Source organism: Asticcacaulis sp. SL142 (assembly GCF_026625745.1).
Lineage (GTDB): Bacteria > Pseudomonadota > Alphaproteobacteria > Caulobacterales > Caulobacteraceae > Asticcacaulis.
This window is the reverse complement of sequence record NZ_CP113061.1, coordinates 3,274,585-3,299,061: the sequence shown is the minus strand read 5'-3', so window position 1 is coordinate 3,299,061 and position 24,477 is coordinate 3,274,585. Positions and strand designations below refer to the sequence as shown.

The following is a 24,477-nucleotide window of genomic DNA, read 5'->3' as shown; positions in this document are numbered from 1 at the left end:
GGCGCGCCTAGCTTCTGGGCTGGCCTTTCGGGTCAAAATACTGGCTGGGCGAGGCGCCAAACGCGCGCTGAAACATGGCGGTAAAGGCCGACGGACTGTTGTAGCCGACATCATAGGCCACCGAGGTAACCGACTTGCCCTGCGACAGCATGGAGATGGCTTCGGCCAGCCGGACCTGCTGGCGCCACTCGGAAAAGCTGACGCCGGTTTCACGGCGAAAGGCACGGGTAAAGGTACGGCGACCCATGCAGGCGATATCGGCCCAGTGATCGAGGTCATCTTCGCTTGAGGGGTCATCCATGATCGCCCGGCAGATGCGCACCAGACGCGGATCAGACGGCATGGGCACATTGAGCGCCGACACCGGATGTTCAACCGCTTCGGCAATCTCATCCAGGATCAGTTCCATGATCCGTGCGTCACGTCCGGTCAGGGCATATTCGATCGGCAGGTGGCTGGCTTCGATAATCAGTTCCCTGAGCAACGGGGAAATCTTCAGGCTCTGGCACCGGGTCGGCAAACGCGGATCGGTTTCAGAGGCGACATAAAGGGTTTTTAAGGACACATGACCACGACAATGGGCTTCGTGACGCACACCGGCCGGCATCCACACCCCACGCTGGGGCGGGATGGTGAAGCTGACCGCATCGGTGATGACCGTCATCACGCCTTCGGTGGCGTACAAAAGCTGGGCGCGTTCGTGGGCGTGGGGCGGATCGACAAACCCTGTCGGATACTCGTCAATCAGTATCGCAATCGGGCGGTTGACGTGCTGATAATCTTCGCCGTGGGTGCTGCGTAATGCCTTGAGAACCATATGGCCCAAATTAGACGATTTTCGCGCTATTTTCTATAGCGCGCCAGACACACTTCATTGCAAATATACCTTCAGTTCACGGAAAGCAGACGATATGACGGCGCAGACATTGACCTTGGCAGGGGCCGATTTAGACCCGGATATTGCGCGCTTTATCGCCATCACGTCTGAGGCCTATCACCAGCATCCGCCGTTTGAGGCCCTGTCGCCCGCAGAGATCCGTGCCGTGGCCGAAGCGGTGCGCGAACCGTGGGTCAAAGGCGGCCCCGTCATGGCCCGCACTGAGGAACATAGCGTACCGACACCTTACGGCGAGGTGCGCGTGCGTCTGCATGATCCCCTGCTGCCGTCAGATACCCCAAAGCCGGTTCTGATCTATGTTCACGGCGGCGGCTGGATGCTGTTTTCGATCAACACCCACGACCGGCTGATGCGCGAATATGCGGCCCGGGGCGGTTTTGTGGTCATCGGCGTCGATTACAGCCATGCCCCCGCCGCCCGCTTTCCGGTGGCACTAAACGAAGTCCTCGCCACCCTTCACTGGGTGCGCGACCATGCGGAAACCTTGAATATCGATGCGAACCGCATCGCCATCGGCGGGGATTCGGTCGGCGGCAATATGTCGGTGGCGGCGGCTTTGAGCCTGCGCGATCAAGGCCAAGGCGATCTGCTCAAAGGTCTGGTGCTCAATTACGGTGCCTTTGATGACGTATGCGCGCCGGAGGACGTTAAGCGCTACGGCGGCGACGGCTATATGCTGACCGCCGAAGAAATGGTCATGTTCTGGGACAATTATCTCAACAGCGACGCCGAGCGCCAGAACCCGCTGGTAGTACCCATGCGCGGTGACATGACCGGCCTGCCGCCAGCTTTTTTCGCGGTGGCCCAGTGCGATGTCCTAAGCCGCCAAAGTCTGAAACTGGCGGAAAAAATGACCACCGCCGGGGTCGATACCCAAACCGTCATCTATGCCGGTGCGTCCCACAGCTTCCTTGAGGCCGTCTCCATCGCCCCTTTGGCCGAGCAAGCTCTGACAGACGGCGCGCAGTGGCTATTTAAGATTTTGACCCTATAGACATGAACTATGGACGTGAGGGGAACCGTGACAATAAAAATGATTGAGACATTTCCATATTGCTAAGTCGGTCAGTCATGACGTGGTATCAAACTACCCATTGCTAATATTCCGGCACGTTCTCAATCACTAAGGCATTGAAATGTATTACAAATACAAATCGGCCGCCGTTTTAAAATCGGCCATCAACATGGCATCGTCATCCACGAATATGCAACCATTGGCAACGATTGTGTCTTCCGGCAGGGGCTATGATCGGTATAGGCGGCACAACGCGGGTCACGCCGGTTGAGGAAACAGCGTACGTTTAGGTACGCATAGTACCGTCAGGATTGAGCCAGACGTTGCGGCCCGTCTCGGCGGAGGCATAGATTGCCTCAATAAGCCGCACGTCGCGAAGCCCCAGCTCGCCGGGCGTCTTGATCGGGCTATTGTCGCGGATGGCGGCGACGAAATGATCGAGTTGTCGCGCAAACTGCACGTCCGGGTCGCCGGGTGTCAGGTCTCGGTCTGGCTGGCCCGCTTGCTCAAGGCGCATCTTGTGACCACTATAACCTATAGCCGGGTCCATAATGAGCTTGCCGGTTGTGCCTCGGGCGTAGATGATATTAGCCCCGGCAGCGTCGTAAGACGTCGACAACTGCGCTACAGCGCCGGAGGGGAAGCGCATATGGGTGCCGACATGGGCAAAAACTTCGGTAAACCGCGCATCGTTTTCCGGCCGGAAGGCTGAAGCGGTAATGAGTTCGGGCATCTCCTGAGTGAGGTAGAGCGCCGCCTGAAGTCCGTAAAGCCCAAAATCTTCAAGCGGGCCGCCACCGGCCAGCGCCCGATTGAGCCGCCAGTTTTGTGCGGGCGTGACGGGCCCCATTCGATATTCCTGATCAGAGCGAATTATGCGCAGCGGCCCCAGAGCTTTCTGCGCCATCAGGTCCATGGCCAGAAGGTTGTGAGGCTCGAAATGACAGCGATAGGCGATCATCAGCTTACGTTTGGCGCGCTCGCTTGCGGCAATCATCCGCGAACATTCCGCGCTCGATAGCGCCATCGGCTTCTCGCATAGGACGTGCTTGCCGACGGCGAAGGCTTTCTCGGTCCATTCGGCGTGCAGTCCGGTCGGCAGGACGATGTAGACAGCATCCACCCGCTTATCCTTGGCAATCCGGTCGAAGTCGTCGTAGCTGTACCGCGCATCTTCCGGTACGCCGTAAGCCTCACCGACACTGCGCAACTTACCTGGATTACCGGAAACGATCGCCGCAATGTGGCTTCGCGGCGACTGCTCAAAGCGCGGCATCATCTGGTTAAGCGCATAGTCGCCCAGACCGACGATCGCAAAGCCGACACTGTCTGCACGGGGCGCACGGGGCGGCGTCTTCGGCAACGCCACGCCCCCCGGCATTGGCTGTCCTACAACGCGTGGAGCCGTTGCGGCGCTGGTACTCTGTGCGAGGGCTAAAGAGGCCGCAGCCGCAGCCCCAGCTTCAAGAAACACTCGACGAGACGGGTTTGGTATCTTCATTTGCAGCTCTCCTAGTCCGTTTCGTAACAACCAAGTTTCTACATTCTGGGGACATCACACGTCCCTACCGACTGACTGACTAAACTGAGCATGGCAAGTGCGTGAACTTTATGAGCATCGCCAACTTAACTGCGATTTAAGGCGCATAATGGCCTTGGACAAAGGAGCCCCCTTTTCGTTTATCTGTCAACTTAGGATAGAGCGTTTTTTGCCAGGGTGTTAAAGTGTGATCGCGATTTGGCTTGGCTGGCGGAAAATCGGTTCTGTCTGTTCTGTTTCTTTTGGTCCGAGTAATTTCGTGAGGTTGACTGAATCTATACAAATGAAATGTAAACCTGCGTTCACGGTCGTTCCGAAGTCTCATAAGGCCTATTGGGCGCAAATTTTTAATTAAAAGAAATCCAGAACAGAACCGATTGGCACCCCAAAGCGGTCAAATGGGGTGTCTGAACTGCCGAGCTTGTGACTTGCTGAACCGAACGGCGAACCCTATGGCCTGAGCCCCGGACATGTAGCGATGGTTTCTGTTTTGAAGGACGCTCAACATGGAAAATTCTGTGAAAAAGAGCAATGGGGGCAGCGTAACGCCACCCCCACGGAATTTAGGCCTCGGCGACCCCCGGACGGTGTTTTCCGTTGCGCCCGTGGACGATGCGGTAAAGCGCCGGCAAGACCAGCAGGGTTAGGAGCGTCGATGAGACGATGCCGCCGATCACGACCGTAGCCAAGGGTCGCTGGACCTCGGCCCCGGCCCCAACATTGAGCGCCATGGGCACGAATCCAAGGGACGCCACCAGAGCCGTCATCAGCACCGGCCGCAGCCGCGTCAAAGCCCCTTCATAAATCGCCGCGTCCAGAGGCTTACCCTCTGAGATGAGACTGCGAATGAAGGTGACCATGACGACACCATTGAGCACCGCCACCCCTGACAGGGCGATGAAGCCCACCCCGGCCGAGATCGACAACGGCATGTCGCGCAAGATAAGCGCCGCCACACCGCCCGTCAGGGCCAGGGGCACGCCGGAGAAGACAATGGCCGCATCTTTGACTGAGCGGAACAGGGCGTAAAGCAATCCGAAGATCAGGATCATTGCCGCCGGAACGACAAACTGAAGCCGTTTGGCTGCGGAGATCAGTTGCTCGAAAGTCCCGCCATAGCCAATCCAGTAGCCTGCGGGCACCTCGACATCGGCACCGACCGTTTGCTGAACCTCAGTGATAAACGAGCCCAGGTCGCGACCGCGCACATTGGCGGTGACCACGACCCGGCGCTTGCCGTTTTCACGAGTGATCTGGTTGGGTCCTTTTTCGAGGGTAATCGTCGCCACATCCTCAAGCGGCACGAAACCGCTTGCCCCTTCACCGGTCTTCAGCGGGATACGCAGACGCCCGATCTCATCGACATTGCGGCGGATGTCCTCCGGCAGGCGCACAACAATGTCAAAGCGCCGGTCGCCCTCGAATATCTGACCCGCCACGGTGCCGCCCATTGAGGTAGCCACGACACTCTGAACGTCATCGACATTGAGCCCTAACCTTGCCAGAGCGGCCCGGTCTGGGCGGATTTGCAACACCGGCAGGCCGGTAACCTGCTCGACGCCGACATCCTGTGCGCCCTCAATGCCCTCCATGACGCTTTTGATGACATCGCCTTTTTCGAGCAGGATATCGAGATCATCGCCGTAGATTTTGACGGCGACATCGGCGCGCACCCCGGACAGAAGTTCGTTAAACCGCATCTGGATCGGCTGCGTGAACTCATAATTATTACCAGGGATTTTTTTAACCGCCGTTTCCATTTCCGTCACAAGCTGAGCCCGTGGCTTATTTGGATTTGGCCAGTCCTTGCGGTCTTTCAGCATGACGAAGGTATCGGCGACGCTGGGCGGCATCGGATCGGTAGCAACCTCCGCTGTGCCGATCTTGGCGACCACCCGCTCGACTTCCGGGAACTGCTTGATGCGGGCCTCCAGAGCCGCCTGCATCTGAACGGCCTGAGTCAGGCTGGTGCCAGGAATGCGCAGGGCATGAAGGGCGATATCGCCTTCGTCGAGGTTTGGAATGAACTCCGATCCCATGCGGCTGGCGGCAAAGCCCGCCAGTATGACCAGAGCGACCGCAACGCTGACCATGATGACGCGCAGATCAAGCGCCATTTTCAACAGGGGTTCATAAAGCCCCCGCGCCCCTCGCATGAACGGGCTTTCCTTTTCCTGTACCTTGCCGGTGACAAACATCGCCACCGCCGCCGGAACAAAGGTTAGCGACAGGATCAGGGCCGCCGTCAGCGCCATGACGACCGTAATGGCCATCGGATGGAACATCTTGCCCTCAACGCCGGTGAGAGCAAAGATCGGCACATAGACGAGCGTAATGATCAGCACGCCAAACAGGGATGGCCGGATGACCTCGGAGGTCGCTGTGGCCGTGAGTCTGAACCGCTCATCGCGGGTCAGCAGTCGCCCAAGGTGTTTCCTGGGCCTCAGCAAACCGTCTGAGGCAATTCTCGACAATGATCACCGCCCCGTCGACGATGAGGCCAAAATCAAGGGCGCCGAGCGACATCAGGTTGCCCGACACCCCGGCCCTGACCATGCCGGTGATGGTCATCAGCATGGCAAACGGGATGATCGCCGCCGTGATAAGCGCCGCGCGGATATTGCCGAGCAGCAGAAACAGGATGACGATGACCAGCAACGCGCCTTCGAGCAGGTTCTTTTCGACGGTTTTGATTGCGCGTTCGACGAGGTCTGCCCGGTCGTAGACTGCCACGGCTTCAACGCCCGGCGGCAATGCGGCGGAAGCTTGTTTCAGGCGCTCGGCCGCCGCTTTGGCAACAGTGCGGCTATTCTCTCCCGCCAGCATAAAGACAGTACCGAGCACCACTTCCTGGCCATCTTCGGTCGCCGCCCCCGTGCGCAATTCTTCGCCCATGACAACATCCGCAACGTCTGCAACCCGGATCGGCACCCCGCCCCGGCTGACCACGATGATGCCTGCGAGATCAGCGATGCCTTCCGCCTGCCCCGGCACCCGGATCAGATACTGCTCGCCGTAGCGTTCAACATAGCCTGCCCCGACATTGGAGGTATTGCGCCCAATGGCCGAGACCACATCGGCCATGGTCAGGCCATAGGCCGAGAGGCGCTCTGGCAACGGGGTGACATGATATTGCCGTTCAAACCCGCCGATGGTGTTGACTTCGGTGACGCCCGGCGTGTTGCGCAGTTGCGGCCGGATGACCCAATCCTGAAGCGTTCTCAGGTCTTCGGGCGTATAGTCGGAGCCGTCAGGTTTACGGGCCTCAGGCTTGGCCTCGACCGTATACATGAAGATTTCGCCAAGGCCGGTGGCGATGGGGCCCATTTCCGGGTTCACGCCCTCAGGCAACTGGCTACGCGCACTTTGCAGCCGCTCGCCCACCAGTTGGCGGGCAAAGTAGATATCCGTGCCGTCCTTGAAGACGACCGTGACCTGCGACAGGCCATAGCGGGAAATTGAGCGGGTATATTGCAGCCCCGGCAGACCGGCAATCGCCGTCTCCACCGGGAAGGTGATGCGTTGTTCCGCCTCCAGCGGCGAAAAGCCCGGTGCCTCGGTGTTGATCTGCACCTGTACATTGGTGATGTCGGGCGTGGCGTCAATCGGAAGGCGCTGGAAACTCCAGATACCAATGGCCGCCGACAGGAGGACAAGCGCCAGCACAGTCCAGCGATAACGAATGGATGCGGCAATGACCGCTTCCAGGAAAGGTGTCTTTTGCATGTCGCCCCTCCCTAGTGATCGTGGCTGGCACCGGACTTTTCGATGTCCGCGCGGATGAGGAAGGCACCATCGGTCACATATTCCGTGCCGGGTTCGAGGCCACTGAGGATTTCCGTCCATTCCGGCGTGCGGCGGCCCAGTTCCAGCATACGCACTTCGTATGTATCTCCGACCTTGGCGTAGACGACCGTGAAGTCGCGGAAGGGCTGAAAGCCCCTTAGTTTTGACCGCCAAAGGGACGGACGTCTCATTCACCGCAAAATCCCCCTCAACCCCCATGCCAGGCCGGAAAGACGCCGCCGCCCTTTCCGGCAAATGGGCATGGGCGATCAGGGTCTGGCTGACCAGATCGGCGGTCGGTAAAATCGCCTCAACCTCAGCCTTAATCCGTGCGTCGCCCGACAAACTCCTCACCTCAACGGTCTGACCAACCTTCACTTTTTCCGCGTCACGCGGATAGACGAAGAACTCGGCATGCAGCTTGGTCGGATCGGCAATGACCACCATGGCGATGTCGCCGGAATAGTCTCCAGTATTGGCGTTCTTTTCGACAATCACCCCGGATATCGGGGCCGGTATGGCATAGGTTTGCAGGCTTTCGCTCGATTCAACGCGGGCTATGATCTGACCTTTGCGCACGCTTTGCCCCAGTTCGACGTTCAGCATCATGATCCGGCCGGGATACCAGGCGCGAACCTGAGATTTACCTTCGGGTTTGATCTCGACCCGACCGGCAATCGTGACGATTTCGCTGATTGAAGTCGGCCCGGCGATCTCCGTGCGGATGCCCCCCGCCTGCGCGGCCTGCGCTGAAATGACCGTGCGGCCCTCATAAGACGCAAAGGCCCACTGGTGCGACCGGCCCAAATGGGTGGCCGTGACCTTCACATCGAAGGAATGGGGCTCAATGATTACCGTGTCCCCGCGCAGGTAGTCTTCCTGAGGGGTAAAAGCGATATTGTTCTTCACATTGCCAAGCCGGGTCAGTTCGATGGCAAGCTTAACCTGCACGGGCGGCAAGGGTATGTCCTTAAGGTAGGGATAGACACGGTATTCCGGCTCAACCCCCTCTTCGAAGATGGTGATTTCAACCGCGAAATCGCCGTCGCGCAACATGCGTCCGCGATGGGGGCCGCGTTCAAACGCTTCGGGCTTAGCTGCGCCGTGCTCACTCGCCAGTGTCGCCGCCTTCTTGTCGCCGCAGGCGGCAAGGGCTCGTCAGGGCCAGGGCCGCCGCGCCGGTCATCCAGACGCGCCGATTTGTGTTCAGAATAGTCATTAGTGTGCCTCCGGGGCGGGCAGCAAGGCGATCCATTGACCGCTCAGCCGCTCAAAGCGCGCCCGTTCCATATGAAAGGTTTTCAGAATAATCAGGCGTTCAGCCTGCACGGTCAAAAGCGCCTCCTGGGCGGTCATCAGGTCACGGTAGGCGAAGCCGCCCCGGGCAAAGCCGTCCTCGACCAACCGAATGGCCCGCTCGGCCTGTGGCACCACCTCGGCATCAAGCCGTGCGACCTCGGCCAGATAGCCGCCAAGACGGGCCTCGATCGCCGCCCGTTCCCGCGCGCGCTGCACCTCGTAGGCGCGAATATCGAGTGCGGCAGCCTCTGCCTCGGCATTGGCCTGGGCGATCGCGCCGCGATTGGTATCATGGCGCCCCAAAGGGACAGACCCGCCCACCACGAACGCGACGGAGCCATCGGCATTGAAGTGCCGCACCCCGGCAGACAAGGTCTTATCGCGTAAAGGCCGGGTCGTCTCAACGCGAACCCGTGCCAGAGCGGCACGCTCGCGGGCCCGAAGTACCTCCGCGTCAGGCATGTCATCCGATATGAAGGTCGGCAGTACCGGGGACGCAAACGCCGTCTCGTCCAGATCGATGTCGGCGTTCCCGCTCCAATAGGCGACCAGTCGTGACTTGGCGGCGCGGGCCTTGCGACGGGCCTGATCCAGACCGATCTGCGCTTTGGCGACGCTGGCATCGATCAGAGCCCCAGCAAATAGGGGATCGCGCGCCGCAGTGACCCGGCGGGTGATTTCTTTTTGTGAACGCTGCGCCATGTGCAAGCGGCGCTCGGCCAAATCCGCCTCGGCCTGCGCTGCCTGCGCCTCAATCCAGACCATCTCGACCTCCAGCATGAGATCAAGGCCGCGCACCCGTGCCTCAGCCAGAAGCAGATCACGCTGTGTCACGGCCATATCCTGACGCGCCTGGCGCTTTTGCGGCGACTCATAGACCTGACTGTAACTGAGTGTGGTCTCTGCGCCATCGATTCCGCCATAGCTGTTCGAGCCCAGCACATTCTCGGTTTGCAGCCCAAGGGTCGGATTGGGCCGCAAACCGGCCTGCTGTACCGCGCCATCAACCGCCCGCAGGCGGCTGTCGACAGCCTTGAGATGCGGGTCGGCTTCGGCCGCACGGGACAGTGCGACGGACAGCGGCAGGGCCTCGGCCCACGCGGCTGTGGTCAGGCCGAGGCTTGCGCAGGCAAGCAGACTCAGCCCGACGCGCCCCATGAGGGGACGCTTAAGGGTATTTTGCATGAAAGTTTCCTTGAATCGAACCTCACCGCGTCGGACGACGCAGCGCTTTGGTATTCGACTCAGCCGCGGGGCGGCTGGAAGGGGCCTGATGGGCGGACACCATCGGGTGCCGGCAGATCACCCGGCGCTACCAGCAGAGAAGACGCCATCGACGGTGGCGTGACAAGACTGATCGTCGGCAGAAGGCTGGCCGAAGTCTCATAAACCTGGTGATGATGATGAACATCTAACGGGCTATCAGCGTCCGCAACTAGGATATCATAGGCATCGGCATGAGCCTGTTCGTCATGATTAAGCGCGTCGTGGTGATGATCTTCGCGGCCGAACATCTGCTCAATGTCACCGCGAGCCATATGGTCAATAATATTTACGTCCGACTGACTGGTGATCCACGCCCCATGCACGAGCAAGCTGAGACAGATCGTCAACAGCCACACTCGAAAGCCTTCAGTCTTTGATTGGCGAAAGCAGACCTGCATTGGGAAGTTCAGCCTAAAATATTTGCATGGCACCATGCCTAAACAATCGGCACGAAGCAATAACAACCATCATTTAATAATTGAAATCGTGCAGGGCTTCCGTTCGCCCCCAGCAGTAGTCAACGATGTCTAGTAGCGCCGACTTGCCTGTTTTCGACGCTCCAGTAATAACGTTCAGAACACCGAGATTGAAGCGAATATCCGAAGGCGAGATCAGCGAGCTTCATGTCGGCCTGAAGGGCACGATGAACGCGCTGTTCCTGAAAGACCTTGCCGCCAAAACCCATCGCGGCATTCGTGGTCGCGTCGAGGACGGCAAGTCAGGCGGCGGACTGTGCTTTGGCTCCAATGTCGTCAAGCAACTCGATTCGCGCGGTGATCCCATTCGCGGCGACCGCGAGATCAATGAAGCCGAGGCGAATGTTGTCCGGCGCATTTTCCGCAAGTTCGCCGCCGGCGTCGGCCCGCGCACCATTGCCCGCACCCTGAACGAAGAAGGTGTGCCCGGCCCGGGTGGCAAGTTGTGGAACGACACGACGATCCGCGGCCATGTGAAGCGCGGCACGGGGCTGGTGAATAATGAACTCTATATCGGCCGCCTGATCTGGAACCGGCTCCGCTAGATCAAAGATCCATCCACCGGAAAGCGCGTGTCACGCCTGAACCCGGAATCGGAATGGATCATCAAGGATGTGCCGGAGCTGCGCATTGTGGAAGACGAACTCTGGCAGTCGGTCCGTGCCCGGCAAGGCGAGATCGCCGAGAAGTTTGCCAACGTCACCGAAGCCGTTCGCAAACACCATAAAAAGAACCGCCTGAACGGCACACGTAGGCCCAAGTCGCTTCTGTCCGGCCTGGTGTTCTACGGCAGCTTCGAAGACCCCTACTCGCTTCGTGGCGCTGATCGCTTCGCCTGCTCGAACCACATCAGCAAGGGCGCCTGTTCATATAGCCGCACGATCCCGCGTGAGTATCTGGAGGCCCGTGTGCTCTCCGGTCTGAAAGACCGCATGATGGCCCCTGAGATCGTTGAGGAAGCCATGCGCGACTATGCGTAGGAGACCAACCGGCTGAACCGGGAGCGCCGCTCCAGCGGCGATGCCTGGAAAGCGGAACTGGTAAAGATCGAGAAGCAGAGCCATAAGGGCCATTGTCGGAGAATGAACCTCCGGGCAAAATGCTGGTTAATTTGTGCGCATTTTTGATAGGCGGGGATCGCCTGCGATCGCGATAAGGGACGCGGGAGTTAAGGCTCTCGTAATCGCGCCACCCCTGTTCCCGACGTTAAAGGACTATCACCGTGAGTAAACTGAAATCAGCGACTGAGGTTGATTGGTTAGAGTTCATGCCTGAGTATTCCGCTATTTTTCCAAACTGAATTCGAGTTGCGTGATCATTTCCAGCCTGTTTCCTATGACATCCTTTGGTGGTTTAGGCATCGGTTCTGCGCGTTTCAAAACCTCAAGCGCCTCCTGATCAAAGGCCGCTATCCCAGAAGATTTGACTATCCGGCTCGATAACAATCGTCCCTCACGATCAATAGTGAAACTGACGGTGACTACCCCTTCCTGACGCAGGCGTTTGGCCCCGCGCGGATAGACCTTATGACTTTCGACATAGGCCCTGACCCGCGCCAGATAGGCGTTGGTATGATTACGTGATGTGTTGGACATGCTGGCCGCCTGAGCCACAGGGCCAGATGCAGAGGGGGCTGACGGTGAAGCTGGTGCGGTACTTTTTGCCGATGGCGCCGACTGTGATGCCGGTTTTGACGGACGAGCCAGAGCGGTGGCGGTGTTTTGATCCACCACAGGCTCACTGGGCGCACTGGCTATCGGCTCAAGCGGCGATGGCTTTACCGGCACTGGCTTTACGGGTTCGAGCTCAGGTTTTTCAGGTGGATGATCGTCATCCGACGCATCAGCCTCAGACACATCATCCGACGCCTCAGATGCACTTTGCGCCTCCGAGGCCGGGCCCACCATAGTCACCATCATTGCGGCCTCTTCGTAGACTTCAGGCGGTGCTGGTGATGCTACAAACATGACCATAGCGAGGAAGCCCCCGTTCACCAGAACGGAGGCTCCTACGGCCAGAACGTGAGTTCTTATCGATGCAGACATTGAGGATTAGAATGTCTTGCCGACGCTGAGCTTCACCGTTCTGCCTTCCGCGGGCAGGGAGGACAGGTGCCTGCGGAAATATTCATCGCCGACATTATCGACGCTCAAGCGCACATCCACACCGCGCAGAACGGCTTCGCCCTGCGGCTTCCAGATGGCGTAAAGGTTGTGAATGTTATAGTCGTCAGTCGTGCTGGTGACAGCGCCGGTCGCGGTGTTATATTTATAGGCCTTAGCCGCAAATTCACCGCGCCACCCCAGCGTCAGGTTCAACGACGGAACGACATAACCGGCATTGAGCGTCAGTTCATCGGCGGGCACTGTATTGAGTGGGATCGCCTGCGCCGTGCGATCCTCGCCGTCAACGACAGACAGTGCGGCACGGGTAAAGAAACGGCGGGTGGCATATTCCGCCTCAAACTCAACCCCTTCATAGCGGGCCTCACCGAAATTGCGGAAATAGGAGGAACCTGTTGTGCCGCGTGCAATGAGATTATCCACGTTATTGCGGAACACCGTCAGCTTGGCATGAAGTTTATCGCGGTCAGTCAACAGGCTGCCAAAAGCGAGCGCACCGCCCATTTCGTAGTTAGTGGATTCTTCGTTTTCCAGATTGAGATTAAGCGGCTGTGTTGCGGTTGCCGAATAGACCTCATCCAGGACCGGCATACGCACGGTGCGCGACACCGACCCGAACACATTGAAATTATCGTTGAAGCTATAGAGCACCGCGATTTTTGGCGACACGCCGGTGTCCTCGACGGTCTCCGGTTTCGACTGGGTAGCAATCAGGTAATCCGACTCCAGCTTGACACGATCCACGCGCACGCCGGGAATGATGGTCAGCTTTTCTTTCCAGATAAACTCGCCCTGAATGAAGGCGCTGTAGCGGGTCAGGTCGCCTTCCGGGTGGGTGGTGGCGCCCGGATTAATGTAGCTGCCGTCCTGACGATAGCGCGGGTTGCGGCGCTCCTGCTTATAGGTTTGCAGGCCCGTCGTCACAAAGGCGTTCCAGTCCGGCCCGAAGGTCAAGGTCGAGGTGTTTTCCAATCGTCCCTGAACCGTTTTATAAACATAGGACGAATTATAGCCTACCGTATTAGGGCTGAAACCGGCATTGTCGGTCTGATCGACCTGCATGTTGGACCAGGCCAGTTGCGCCTTGACATCCAGCCAGTCATTGCCGTCAAAGGCGTTGTCGTAACCGATGATATAGCTCTCATTGACCGTCTTACGGCGCACCGGCGTGGTGGCAAAGGCTTCGGCCTGATCATAGACCTGATAGGAATCGTTCTGCCAGTTTTCGGCCGACGCCCAGACGCTGTGGCCTTTGTCGCCACCCACATAATAACGCGCCTTGGCCAATACTGAATCCCCTTCAGCCTTGGACGGGGTGACGACATTGCCGTTGCCATCTTTATAGTCATCGCTGACGCGCGACGACAGGCTGAGCAACAGATCAAGATTGTCGGTCGGACGGCCGGCGATGATGACCGAACCAGCGCGAGCATCGGCATTGGACTCGCCGCTGCCCTTAAACCGCACCATCAGGCGGTCATTGCCGCGCAGAAAATCAGACGCGTCCTTGGTCTGGAAATTGATCACGCCCGCCAGAGCGCCCGCGCCATAAAGGGTCGAGGACGACGGTCCGCGCAGCACTTCGACGCGCTTATAAAGCTCTGGCTCCGAAAAGAACCCGCCCATGCGATACTGCTCGAAAAACTTTGAGACGCCATCGACATTGATCAGAATACGGCTGTCGGAATCGGCCACCCCCGTGCCCATGCCGCGGATGTTAAAACCCTGCCCCAGACCACTGACGCCACCGACCGCCGACACGCCCGGAATCCCCTCCAGCAGATCGCCGATGGTTGAGGCCTGGGCATTATCGATGTCTTCCTGATCAAGCGTGGTCACCGACTGCGGCGTATCGATGGCGACCTTATCGACGCCGGTCGAGACCACAATCTTACCCAGCGACAGTTGCGAGACCGCGCCGTCGTCCTGTTCTGTGCCGGTATCGGTTTTGGAATCAGCCTCTTGCGCCATAGCCGCGGGCGCTACGACCTGAGCCCCCGCCGCCAATGCTAACGCCAATCCCAAAACCGATACACTTACGCCCCCACGGCGCCCTGAAAACTTCGACATGCCCCACACTCCTTGAAAACCGACGCCCTCATGTGACGTCACACAAAATAGATTGATATTGCGATTAATTCGCATTAACGGCGTGATAGGCGCGCAAATCAGTCCTGTCAAGCCGCTTGCAAATAATAATGATTCTCATTAATAGAAAGTGATAATTCAGCCACGCCAGAATTATTCAGCCTCGCAATCGAGAAGGAAACCCGATGTTCAAACCCTTATGGCTCAAATCCAGTCCCTTGTTTTTTATAGGCTTAATGGCCAGTTCCACCCTGGCTCACTCCCCTTATCTGCGCCCAAACCACTTCACCCCGGACAAGGCCCGCAAGCATGTCACCGTCGAAGCCTCGTTTGCAGAAGGCGAGTTGAAATCCGATGTGGCCATGAAATCGGACGCCTTCAACCTCACAGCCCCTGATGGGGCGACCACGCCCCTGACCCCGGCAGCAACCTTGAAAGACGCGGTTCTGCTTGAGCCTGCCCTGCCGGTTGAGGGCACCTATCGCATCTCATCAGGGGTGCGTACCGGGCGCGTCGCCAAGGCCACCCTCAAGGACGGCAAGGTCGTCTTTGGCGAAGGCCCCGCCTCAGCCCCGAAAGCGGGGGATAAGGTCGTCGATGTCCAGAGCCTGACGCGCGCCGATGTCTATGTCACCAAGGGCGCGCCCACATCGGGTGCCTATGCGAAACCGCAGGCCGGTGTGGCTATCCAGCCCGTCACCGCGCCGAACGACGCCTATGCGGGGGAAGCATTCGTCTTTTCAGTGCTTAATTCCGGCAAGCCGGTGGCCGGTGAAGATATCGAAATCGTCCGTGACGGCGAAATCTACGAAGCTCAGAAAACGGCACCGCTACACCTGAAAACCGGTGCCGATGGCACGGCCCGCTTCACACCTCCGAAAACCGGCGTCTACCTCATTCAGGTGCGCGTCCGAAGCCAAAGTCCTGAGCGCGCTGATTTGTGGCTGTCGGAAACCGCCACCCTCACCCTCGAAGTTCTGCCTCAATAACACTGGATAAAGTCATGAAATTAATTGGTAAAATAGCTATCGTCACCACCCTCGCCATCGCCGGTCAGTCAATGGCCGCCTCACATTCGACCACCACCTTCATCGCCGAACAGGACACTAATAAAGACGGAAAGGTCACGCTCGAAGAATTTGATGCCGAACGCGCCGCCCATTTCAAGGTCATGGATGCAGATAGCAATGGCACCCTATCAGAGGCAGAGTATGTCGGTGAATACGAAACACGTCTGAACACACAGCTTGAGTCCGTCACAGATGCCGAAAAGAAAAAAGAACAGTACCAGCGCCAGATGCGTCAGGCCAAGGTGCGCTTTGGCGTGCTCGATAAGGACAAAGACGCCAAAATGACCTTCACGGAATTTCAGGCATCAGGCCACGCCATGTTTAACCGCCATGACGCCGATAAGGACAACACCATCACCACCAAGGACGTGGAAATCCTGACACAGCAAAAGAACGACAAAAAAGGCGACGATTTCGTCAACCCGTAATGTCCGCTGAACAGGCCTGCGTCCCTGTGGCGCGGGCCAAAGCTGCCCGCCATTGCTTACACTACCTGGCGCCTTCAAATACCGGTAGAGCGAGTTGGCTCGTCCAATTTTGCCCGACGCAAATAGATTAATCGGCAACCTGCCACCGCTTGTGCAATCGGTTAGTTTAGGTCACATGCGATGAAATGCGGATGGAGTATGATATCTTTGATAAAGTTAGTAAGCATTAGCATTTTTCCTCCAACCGCTTATGCAGGGACGACGTATCCCACCGCCGTCCGCCCATGGCCGTCACTTCGCTGTAGAACTGATCAATCAGGGCGGTCATGGGCAGGTTGGCGCCATTGCGGCGGCTTTCATCCAGCGCGATGCCCAGATCCTTACGTATCCATTCCACCGCAAAGCCGAAGTCATATTCCCCCGCCGACATGGTTTTCCAGCGGTTATCCATCTGCCATGAACCCGCCGCCCCTTTGGAAATGGCCTAAAACACCAGATTACGCACATCATCGTCATTGCCGACGCACAGGGCCAGCACGTCCACGCCCAAAACCGCGTCCTCAAACGCTTCAAAGACAGGGGCGGCGTAGTTTTCACTCCAAGTCTGAGCCCGCCCGAAGGATCGGTTATAACCAACAACCGTATGGCCCGCCTGAATCAGTTACCCTGCCATCGGACCGCCCATGGCGCCTAAGCCTGCGAATAGAATCTTCATGGTCAGTGCTCCTCCTTACCGGGTGATTTCATCTTCTGGGCAATAAAGGCGCAGACGATCAACTGAATCTGGTGAAACAGCATCAGCGGCAAAATCACCGGCCCGAGCATGACTGCTGGAAACAGGGTTGAGGCCATGGGCACGCCGGACGCCAGGCTTTTCTTTGAGCCACAGAACAGGATGACCACCCGGTCTTCGCGGGCAAACCCTAACCGGCCGGAGATAAACCACGTCCCCCACAAAACAACGGTCAGGACGACGGCGCACAGTATCAGGACACTGATCAGATCAACGGCGGAGACTTTCGACCATAGGCCCTCAACAACCGAAGCCGAAAACGCCGTGTAGACCACCAGCAGGATCGAGGTGCGATCGACCCGTCCCACCAGCGTCTTATGCTTGGCGATAAACCCGGCAAGGATTGGCCGCGCCAGATGACCCAGCACAAATGGCAAAAGCAGTTGCAGGGCGATCTTTTCAATCGCCGCCATCGATACGCCAGAGGTCGCCCCCATAAACAGCCCGACCATCAACGGCGTCAGGAATATCCCCAGCACGTTGGATAAGGACGCACTGCACACGGCGGCGGCGACATTGCCGCGCGCTATGCCGGTAAAGGCGATCGAAGACTGCACGGTCGATGGCAGCAGGGTGAGGAACAGAAACCCGCTCAGGATCATGGGGGCGATAATGCCGCTAAGGCTTACCTGCATCAAAAGCCCTATCAGCGGAAAGACCACAAAGGTCGTCGCCAGCACCACGCCGTGGACGCGCCAGTTGGAAAATCCGGCCACAATAGCTTCCCGCGACAGCTTGGCCCCATGCAGGAAAAACAGCAGCACAATCGCGGCATCGGTGACAATATCAGCCACCACCGCCGCCTGCCCGCGCACCGGCAGGACGCTGGCCAGCACCACCAGCCCCAGCATGATCACGATGAACGGGTCGATCACCTTGGCGGCGTTTTTGAGTTTATTGATCATCAGTCTATCCGGTTACAGGTCAAGCACGAGCTTGGGCGAGCGCGATCCGGAGCAGCACACCATCATAGTCGTGTTGGCGGCTTTTTCCGCGTCGGTCAGCACACTGTCGCGATGGTCGGGGATACCCGATAAGACCCCACATTCACAAGCGCCGCAGATACCTTCGGCGCAACTATGCGGCACATTAATGCCATGAGTTTTGAGTGCCTCAAGAATGGTCAGGCCCGAAGGCACTTCATAACAGCCGCCTGTGCGGGCCAGTTCGACCTCAAAACCGCCTTCGGTGGCCGCCTCTTCAACACCGGAGAAGCGTTCATAGTGAACATAGTCCACCCCACGCGCCGACCCCGCGGCAATATAGGCATCCAGCATCCCTGACGGGCCGCAGGCATAGAAATGCGCGCCTTCAGGGGCCCCCTCGAAAATATCCGTCAGATTAAGCCGCGCGCCGCCATCCTCTTCAAACCGCGCCTCAAAGTGCACACCTGCGGCCTTAAGCGTCGCCTCAATTTCCGTCAGCAGCGCCGCCTGCGACCGGGCGCGGGCGCCGTAATGAAACTCAAACGGCATACCCAGTGCCAGCAGGCGCTGCGCCATCGACCACACCGGCGTCACCCCGATCCCACCGGCGATCAGCACCGTATAGGGGCTGTCTTCATTGAGGTGAAAATGGCACCTCGGCGCACTGATGGTCAGGACATCGTCAGGCTCAACCCAGTCATGAAAATGCTTTGACCCGCCCCGGCTGGTCGCATCCAGCGCAATGGCCACCACGTAGCGATGACACTCCGACGGCGCATTGAGCAGCGAATATTGCCGGATCAGCCCTTCACGCGCCACGATATCGATGTGCGCGCCGGCTTCAAACGGCGGCAGGTCCGAACCCTCTTCGGCTCTCAGGTCAAGGATACGCACACAACCGGCTTCGCCACTTTGGCCAACCTCAGTCAGATTATGGACGCGCACCCGAAGATGGGTTTCCGACATACTCACTACCTCAAAGCAAAACTCGATGAGCCACCATAGCGAGACCCGTGGTGCGTGACTTGTCGATAAAGGCACATAATCTTGAACAGATATCCGCCCCCCAAACGCGCCACCAAGTTTCAGGACGCGACCGATCAAGACCCGCGAGCGTACCCGATTTATGGGTAAGGTGCCCGCCTCCCCTCGAACTTGGGCCGGTCACAATGGACCCGGTGTAGTTTTCCCTCAGATGTTTTGCACCGGGCAGCGTTCCATTGTGACCGTTTTTTTGCATTTGCGAATATGCCTGTGTTCCGTCTGCACGTTTTCTTGTCTGTACGCGCACAAACCCGCGCCTGACGTTGACAGTTTTAGGGTTTAACCCGCCAATAACCTTACAGGCGACAAGGTGACGCAGGGGGAGCCCTCGGTGACGCCCCGCCCGTGAAATCAAAAATTACCATATATTACAGTGCATAAGATGAAATCATCTTAGGCAAACCCTGCCCCTTGCGTTCACCCTAACTGCCGGATAGCCCCATGTTGCGTTTTACGACCAATGCCTACCCCAAGGAACAACGCTGGGACTCCTGGCGCTTTGCATTGCAGCGTAAATCCCTGAAGCTTGAGGCTTTGAGCACTGACACGGCCTACGGCGAACTGTCGAGCTACCAGAGCACCCAGGGCGTTGATTTCATCAGCGTGTCGTCCACCGCCCAGATCGTCAAAATCGATATGCAGGATCAGCCGGATCATATCTGGCTGCTGCAACTGCTGGAAGGCGACTTAAAAGTCAGCCACGGCACCCATATCCTGACCGTGCGCGAAGGTGATATCGTCTTTGGTGATGGCAATATTGAAGCCGTCCTCGATTTCCACCGCGATCACCGCTTTCTGCTGATCAAGGTGCCCAAGCCCTATCTGGCGCTGCGGGTACGCAACCCTTTGCCCGACGGCATTAACCTGATCGCCAGCGATACTGGCGCGGGCCGGATACTATCAGGCATGTTGCGCTCGGTGGCCGATACCATCAACGACCTGAATACCGACCGGGTGCGGCCGGTTGAACTTAGCCTGCCGGAATTTTTGCTGACCGCCCTGATGGAAGGCGCGCCGTCAAAGTCATTGGGCGGGTCAGCGGGCGCGCGCGCCATGTTACTGGAGCGGGTGTTTCAGACCATAGAAATGCACCTGTCCGATCCCAACCTGAACCTGCAGCAGGTGGCGTCCGAGCACGGCATCTCCATGCGGTATCTGCAAAAACTGTTTGAAACGGTTGATGAAAGCTTTGGGCATTATGTCAAATTGCGCCGGTTAGAGCGCTGCCGCATGGACCTGTTGAGCCCGCTCCATGCCCAGAAATCCATTTCCGATATTCTGTTCCAGTGGGGGTTTAACGATTCAGCCTCCTTCAGCCGGGCCTTTCGTGAGCAATACGGCGTGTCCCCACGCGAATACCGCAAATCACCACCGCTTGAGAACGAAGACGCCGAAGCCCCGCGCCGCGGCCGCCCGACCGCCCGTCAGGAAAAGCCGCCCGTTGCCGAAGACGAACCGCTGGATCTCGATGAGGCCCTGACCGTTGAGGTTGATGCCGAAGACGCACCTTTGCCTGTGCAATCCGGCGTAAGGCACCACTACCTGCCCGCCTCACCTGAGACGGTGCACTGGGGCTATATCAGCCGCAATCTTAAACCGACACTTAGAGTTCAGTCCGGCGATTATGTGACCATTGAAACCCTGACTCACCATGCCGCCGATGATTATGAGCGCATGATCGAAGGCGATGCCGGGGCCGAAAGCGTCTATGCCTGGATACCCGAAGGTAAGGCAATTGAACGGCGTGGTGCCGGGCCGATGGACGGCTCTGCGGTCGGGCGCGGGGCCGGCGAAGGCTTTGGCGTCCATATCTGCACCGGCCCGATCGGGGTCATGGGGGCCAAGCCCGGCGATGTGGTTGAGGTGCGCTTCCTGGAGATCAAGACCCGTCCGTCGGTCAATCCGAAATTTGCCGGTCGCAGCTTTGGCAGCAATGTCGCCGCCTATTGGGGGTTTCATTATCATGACCTGCTGACCGAGCCGAAACCGCGCGAAGTCGTCACCATCTATGAGGTCGAAACCGGCCATGAACGCTGTTGCGCCCACGCCGTCTATAATTTCCGCTATACCCCGCAGATCGATCCTTATGGCACCAAACATGACCGTTACGACTATCCGGGCGTGCCGATTGATCATACGACGATCCAGAAAAACTATGACGTTCTGCGCAATGTCGAAATTCCGGTGCGGCCGCATTTCGGGTTTGTGGCGGTCGCGCCCGCTCAGGAGGGGCTGGTCGATTCCGTGCCACCGGCCAATTTCGGCGGCAATATCGATAACTGGCGCTTAGGCCCCGGCGCGTCGATATTTTTGCCGGTCAACGTGGCGGAGGCCCTGCTGTCGCTGGGCGATCCCCATGCCTCTCAGGGCGATTCTGAGCTATGCGGCACGGCCATTGAGTGTTCGATGACCGCCCTGATCCAGATCGTCCTGCACCCCAAATCGACCCAGCGTGATCCGCTGCGGGATCTGGATTACCCGCTGATCGAAACCAAGGACGAATGGGTAATCATGGGCTTTTCCCAGCCCAATTACTTGCGTGAACTGGGCGATAAGGCCCAGAGCGAAATCTACAAAAAGGCCTCGATCGAAGGGGCCATGCGCGATGCGTTCCGAAAGGCCCGGCGGTTTTTGATGACCACCAAGGGCCTGAGCGAAGATGAGGCCATATCGCTGTTGTCGGTCGGGGTTGATTTTGGCGTGACGCAAATGGTCAATGGCAACTGGGGCGCTCACGCCATTATCCGCAAGGGTATTTTCACCGGATAGTTCGCGGTAATATGCCACATGGTAAGCGCCGAGCCTCATCCGGTAACAAGAGGTCATGCGCCTCAGGACAAGACCATCGTTTGTGGACTTGTCATATCATGAAATCCATCTTCGGAGAGTATCATGTCTACGCCCGCTAAAATCACGCCAAAAATCGTCGTCGTCGGTTCAATCAATGCGGATTTCATTGTTGAGGTCAAAGCCTTACCGCGCGCCAATGAAACCGTGATGGGCAAAAGCTTTACCACCGTCATCGGCGGTAAGGGCGTTAATCAGGCGGTGGCGATGGCGCGGCTTGGCTGTGATACACGCATGGTTGGCGCGGTCGGTGACGATGCCTTTGGTCAGCAGGCCCGCGCCTATCTCAAGACCAATGGGGTCAAGGACGAGCATGTCGAGACCGTGGCCGCAATGCCGACCGGCACCGCCCATATTACCGTCGCCACTGATGGTCAGAACACGATTGCGGTCGCTCCGGGTGCCAATGCCTGCGTCACGCCGGAGATGATTGAGGCCGCCACTCACCTGATCGCTGTGGCCGATGTGGTGGTGGTGCAGCTTGAAATTCCGCTTGAGGCCGTGCGTAAAGCGCTGGAGATCGCCCGCGCGCATGGCGTCAAGGCCATACTTAATCCCGCCCCCGTCGATATGGCGGCTTTGGCGTTGATGCCTCTGGCCGATGTGGTTACGCCCAACGATACCGAACTGTCCAGCCTGACGGGCATAGAGGGACTGGGTGACGCCACCCTGCACGCCGCTCTGCATAGCTTAAGTAAGGCCGGGGCTGGTCAGGTGGTAGCCACCCTGGGGTCAAATGGCTGCGCGGCCCTGATTGAGGGGACATTGATCCGGCTTCCGGCGTTTCGGGTTGAAGCCGTAGATGCGACCGGCGCAGGCGATGTATTTAACGGCGCGCTGGCCTGCGAACTGGCCTGGGGACGCTCGCTGATCGACGCGCTGGAATTTGCCTCTGCTGCCGCCGCTATTTCCGTGTCACGCCCCTCAGCCAATTCCGCCCCGACCCGCACCGAGGTCGAGGCGTTTTTGTCGGAGACGGTTTAGGAAACGTCGATTTCCCTGAGTCCCAACTCTTGCCTTGCTAAGGATCATACTAAATAATCCCCCGTTCCCGTAGCAGGAGGGGGTATCTATGGCATGGTGGGAACTTTTTACCCGAAAAACCAGACAATCTCTCGATGGAGTCGAATATCGGGTCACGGCCAATCTATACAGTATAGACGGCAAGCGCGGCATCGAAATTCATGAACTGCGCAATGGCCAAGCCTATTATGTGGAACAGGAATGGGTCAGGGACACGATCTTTAGAAATCGCGAGCCCATTACCATTATTGGCCCATTTGCATCGGTTCACGAGGCAGAGACAGCCGCTGTTGCCACGTCGTGGTTCAACGATGGCGAAACATAGAGCGACTAAGTTACCAACCTCTATTTCGCCGTCGCCGCCTCAAGCGCATCAAGGCGGGCCTTGGCGAAGTCTTTGATCGGCGCGATGCCGTCCTTACCAAATTGCATCAGGGTGCGGGATTTGACTGTATAGGCGGGCCATGGCGCTAAACCATCGCCATTAGGATTTCCGGTCTTGGCGAAATTGGCCCAGTAGCGGTTCATGGACGATGCCATCTTCAAATCCGCCGCCGTCCAGTCATGACGCGCGGTGCGGCTGTTGCGGATATCAAAGACCATTTCAATCTCATTTTCATGGCCTGCCCCCGGCGTGGTCGCCCGCAGCATTTCCGGCACATAGGAAAAGCGGTAGAGCCAGACCTTACTGCCCGATTTCGCACGCTGATCGGCGCGCCAGCGGGCGGGCAAGGTCATGGCATATTCGCCCCACACCCGCTTTTCAGCGACCTCACGCGATGCCCCCTCGGCCATATAAAGCGTCACGACCGCCTCACCTTTTGGCCCAAGGCTTTCAATCAATTTCTTTTCCGCCCCCGGCAGCCATTTGATCAGGCTTTCCTCATAGTCATTGGCCCCGACCAGATAAGGGACATCGGCAATCTCACCGGCCAGATAAGCGTCTGGCGTTGATTTCGACACAATCTGGCCATCGGCAATGACGGTTTCAGGAGCAATGACCGGGGCGCCCAGCACGGTGGCGGCAGGCAGTTTGCGCAAATCTTCGGCGGATTTCGCCCCGGCCTTTTCGCCCCAAGCGACCGCATCGGCATGGGCCTTTTCCAGCGGTTTGACATAGGCGTTTGAACCCCCGGACTGAGCGATGGCCTTATGGAACAGGCCCTTCGCCGCCGGTGATGCCATCAGGAAATTGACCGAAGACGCACCCGCCGACTCACCGAAAATAGTGACATTACCGGCGTCGCCGCCAAAGGCCGCAATATTGGCCTGCACCCATTTCAGGGCGGCGATCTGGTCCATCAGGCCGAAATTGCCGGTGGCTTCGCCCGGCACACTTAACTCAGGATGGGCAAAGAACCCGAACCGCCCGACGCGGTAGTTCATCGACACCACGATCACATCCTGTTTGGCAAAAGCCGTGCCGTCATAGCTGGGGTAGGACGACGCCCCCATGATGAACGCCCCGCCATAGATCCACACCATGACCGGCAGCTTTTTATTGGCCGCACCTTCAGGGGCCCAGACATTGAGATAAAGACAGTCTTCGGATTCCGGATTGACGAACCCCGGTCCCGGCGGGCTGTCCATGTCCATCTGCACGCAATCTGGGCCGTACTGTCTGGACTCAAGCGTTCCTGACCACGGAGCCGGACTTTGCGGCGCGCGCCAGCGTAATTCACCTACCGGCGGCGCGGCGTAAGGGATGCCCAGATAGCGGTCGATGCCTGCCGCACTCACACCCTCAATCGTCCCTGCATCAATCTGAACCTTTGGCCCCGCCCAAACGGCAGGCGCCGCAATGGCCATCAGGGCCGCCGACATCAAAATCGCTGTGCGCATCATTCACTCCTGA

Annotated in this window: 17 protein-coding genes and 3 pseudogenes; 8 read left to right on the top strand and 12 right to left on the bottom strand. The window is 58.2% G+C overall.

What is annotated here, in order from left to right:
- Window positions 1–7 precede the first annotated feature (7 nt).
- Window positions 8–817 carry an AraC family transcriptional regulator gene (locus OVA03_RS15075; protein ID WP_267525854.1) on the bottom strand — a complete coding sequence of 270 codons (810 nt, stop codon included), beginning with the start codon at window positions 815–817 and terminating at the stop codon, window positions 8–10.
- Window positions 818–911: 94 nt separating this feature from the next.
- Between OVA03_RS15075 and OVA03_RS15070 the strand changes: the two genes are divergently transcribed.
- The gene (locus OVA03_RS15070) at window positions 912–1,892 is read left to right on the top strand and encodes an alpha/beta hydrolase fold domain-containing protein (protein ID WP_267525853.1); all 981 of its coding nucleotides are present in this window, start codon (window positions 912–914) and stop codon (window positions 1,890–1,892) included.
- Between the two features lie 307 nt (window positions 1,893–2,199).
- On the opposite strand, the gene OVA03_RS15065 is transcribed toward OVA03_RS15070, so the two are convergent.
- The 5 genes and pseudogenes from OVA03_RS15065 to OVA03_RS15045 form a co-directional block, all read right to left on the bottom strand.
- On the bottom strand, window positions 2,200–3,282 hold the full coding sequence (locus tag OVA03_RS15065; protein ID WP_267525852.1) for a Gfo/Idh/MocA family protein: 1,083 nt from the start codon (window positions 3,280–3,282) through the stop codon (window positions 2,200–2,202).
- A 734-nt stretch (window positions 3,283–4,016) separates the two neighbouring features.
- Window positions 4,017–7,179: pseudogene (locus OVA03_RS15060) on the bottom strand (efflux RND transporter permease subunit).
- A gap of 336 nt (window positions 7,180–7,515) precedes the next feature.
- A pseudogene (locus OVA03_RS15055) lies at window positions 7,516–7,845 on the bottom strand (HlyD family efflux transporter periplasmic adaptor subunit); the annotation flags it as partial.
- A gap of 612 nt (window positions 7,846–8,457) precedes the next feature.
- On the bottom strand, window positions 8,458–9,723 hold the full coding sequence (locus OVA03_RS15050) for a TolC family protein (RefSeq protein ID WP_267525851.1): 1,266 nt from the start codon (window positions 9,721–9,723) through the stop codon (window positions 8,458–8,460).
- Between the two features lie 59 nt (window positions 9,724–9,782).
- Window positions 9,783–10,160: a hypothetical protein gene (locus OVA03_RS15045; protein ID WP_267525850.1), complete on the bottom strand. Its 378-nt coding sequence runs from the start codon at window positions 10,158–10,160 to the stop codon at window positions 9,783–9,785.
- Between the two features lie 230 nt (window positions 10,161–10,390).
- Between OVA03_RS15045 and OVA03_RS15040 the strand changes: the two genes are divergently transcribed.
- Complete coding sequence (locus tag OVA03_RS15040; RefSeq protein WP_267525849.1) at window positions 10,391–10,825, top strand: recombinase family protein; 435 nt, start codon at window positions 10,391–10,393, stop codon at window positions 10,823–10,825.
- Between the two features lie 27 nt (window positions 10,826–10,852).
- A complete protein-coding gene (locus OVA03_RS15035) occupies window positions 10,853–11,260 on the top strand; it encodes a hypothetical protein (protein WP_267525848.1) in 408 nt (135 codons plus the stop codon).
- Window positions 11,261–11,563: 303 nt separating this feature from the next.
- Here the strand turns inward: OVA03_RS15035 and OVA03_RS15030 are convergent, their stop codons facing one another.
- On the bottom strand, window positions 11,564–12,325 hold the full coding sequence (locus OVA03_RS15030) for an energy transducer TonB (protein ID WP_267525847.1): 762 nt from the start codon (window positions 12,323–12,325) through the stop codon (window positions 11,564–11,566).
- Between the two features lie 6 nt (window positions 12,326–12,331).
- Window positions 12,332–14,473, bottom strand: a complete 2,142-nt coding sequence (locus OVA03_RS15025) for a TonB-dependent receptor domain-containing protein (RefSeq protein WP_267525846.1) — start codon at window positions 14,471–14,473, stop codon at window positions 12,332–12,334.
- A gap of 254 nt (window positions 14,474–14,727) precedes the next feature.
- Here OVA03_RS15025 and OVA03_RS15020 point away from each other — a divergent pair, with 254 nt between their 5' ends.
- The gene (locus OVA03_RS15020; protein ID WP_267525845.1) at window positions 14,728–15,480 is read left to right on the top strand and encodes a DUF4198 domain-containing protein; all 753 of its coding nucleotides are present in this window, start codon (window positions 14,728–14,730) and stop codon (window positions 15,478–15,480) included.
- 14 nt (window positions 15,481–15,494) lie between these two features.
- A complete protein-coding gene (locus OVA03_RS15015) occupies window positions 15,495–15,989 on the top strand; it encodes a hypothetical protein (RefSeq protein WP_267525844.1) in 495 nt (164 codons plus the stop codon).
- A gap of 226 nt (window positions 15,990–16,215) precedes the next feature.
- Here OVA03_RS15015 and OVA03_RS15010 read toward each other — a convergent pair.
- The 3 genes and pseudogenes from OVA03_RS15010 to OVA03_RS15000 form a co-directional block, all read right to left on the bottom strand.
- A pseudogene (locus OVA03_RS15010) lies at window positions 16,216–16,650 on the bottom strand (NAD-binding protein).
- 56 nt (window positions 16,651–16,706) lie between these two features.
- On the bottom strand, window positions 16,707–17,687 hold the full coding sequence (locus OVA03_RS15005) for a bile acid:sodium symporter family protein (protein ID WP_267525843.1): 981 nt from the start codon (window positions 17,685–17,687) through the stop codon (window positions 16,707–16,709).
- Between the two features lie 12 nt (window positions 17,688–17,699).
- Window positions 17,700–18,674, bottom strand: a complete 975-nt coding sequence (locus OVA03_RS15000; RefSeq protein ID WP_267525842.1) for a PDR/VanB family oxidoreductase — start codon at window positions 18,672–18,674, stop codon at window positions 17,700–17,702.
- A 519-nt stretch (window positions 18,675–19,193) separates the two neighbouring features.
- Between OVA03_RS15000 and OVA03_RS14995 the strand changes: the two genes are divergently transcribed.
- From OVA03_RS14995 to OVA03_RS14985, 3 genes are all read left to right on the top strand, one after another.
- Window positions 19,194–21,521, top strand: a complete 2,328-nt coding sequence (locus OVA03_RS14995) for an acetamidase/formamidase family protein (protein WP_267525841.1) — start codon at window positions 19,194–19,196, stop codon at window positions 21,519–21,521.
- Window positions 21,522–21,644: 123 nt separating this feature from the next.
- Window positions 21,645–22,583 carry a ribokinase gene (rbsK, locus tag OVA03_RS14990; RefSeq protein ID WP_267525840.1) on the top strand — a complete coding sequence of 313 codons (939 nt, stop codon included), beginning with the start codon at window positions 21,645–21,647 and terminating at the stop codon, window positions 22,581–22,583.
- Between the two features lie 88 nt (window positions 22,584–22,671).
- The gene (locus OVA03_RS14985; RefSeq protein ID WP_267525839.1) at window positions 22,672–22,947 is read left to right on the top strand and encodes a hypothetical protein; all 276 of its coding nucleotides are present in this window, start codon (window positions 22,672–22,674) and stop codon (window positions 22,945–22,947) included.
- A 20-nt stretch (window positions 22,948–22,967) separates the two neighbouring features.
- Here OVA03_RS14985 and OVA03_RS14980 read toward each other — a convergent pair whose 3' ends face one another.
- Entirely contained in the window at window positions 22,968–24,467 is a 1,500-nt protein-coding gene (locus OVA03_RS14980) for a carboxylesterase/lipase family protein (RefSeq protein ID WP_267525838.1), read from the bottom strand.
- Window positions 24,468–24,477: the final 10 nt, after the last annotated feature.

Coding starts and splice junctions, on each gene's coding strand:
- OVA03_RS14985 (WP_267525839.1), top strand. CDS start 22,672: ATGGCATGGTGGGAACTTTTTACCCGAAAAACCAGACAATCTCTCGAT.
- OVA03_RS15020 (WP_267525845.1), top strand. CDS start 14,728: ATGGCCAGTTCCACCCTGGCTCACTCCCCTTATCTGCGCCCAAACCAC.
- OVA03_RS15015 (WP_267525844.1), top strand. CDS start 15,495: ATGAAATTAATTGGTAAAATAGCTATCGTCACCACCCTCGCCATCGCC.
- OVA03_RS15000 (WP_267525842.1), bottom strand. CDS start 18,674: ATGTCGGAAACCCATCTTCGGGTGCGCGTCCATAATCTGACTGAGGTT.
- OVA03_RS15050 (WP_267525851.1), bottom strand. CDS start 9,723: ATGCAAAATACCCTTAAGCGTCCCCTCATGGGGCGCGTCGGGCTGAGT.
- OVA03_RS14995 (WP_267525841.1), top strand. CDS start 19,194: ATGTTGCGTTTTACGACCAATGCCTACCCCAAGGAACAACGCTGGGAC.
- OVA03_RS15075 (WP_267525854.1), bottom strand. CDS start 817: ATGGTTCTCAAGGCATTACGCAGCACCCACGGCGAAGATTATCAGCAC.
- rbsK (WP_267525840.1), top strand. CDS start 21,645: ATGTCTACGCCCGCTAAAATCACGCCAAAAATCGTCGTCGTCGGTTCA.
- OVA03_RS15070 (WP_267525853.1), top strand. CDS start 912: ATGACGGCGCAGACATTGACCTTGGCAGGGGCCGATTTAGACCCGGAT.
- OVA03_RS15025 (WP_267525846.1), bottom strand. CDS start 14,473: ATGTCGAAGTTTTCAGGGCGCCGTGGGGGCGTAAGTGTATCGGTTTTG.
- OVA03_RS14980 (WP_267525838.1), bottom strand. CDS start 24,467: ATGATGCGCACAGCGATTTTGATGTCGGCGGCCCTGATGGCCATTGCG.
- OVA03_RS15030 (WP_267525847.1), bottom strand. CDS start 12,325: ATGTCTGCATCGATAAGAACTCACGTTCTGGCCGTAGGAGCCTCCGTT.
- OVA03_RS15005 (WP_267525843.1), bottom strand. CDS start 17,687: ATGATCAATAAACTCAAAAACGCCGCCAAGGTGATCGACCCGTTCATC.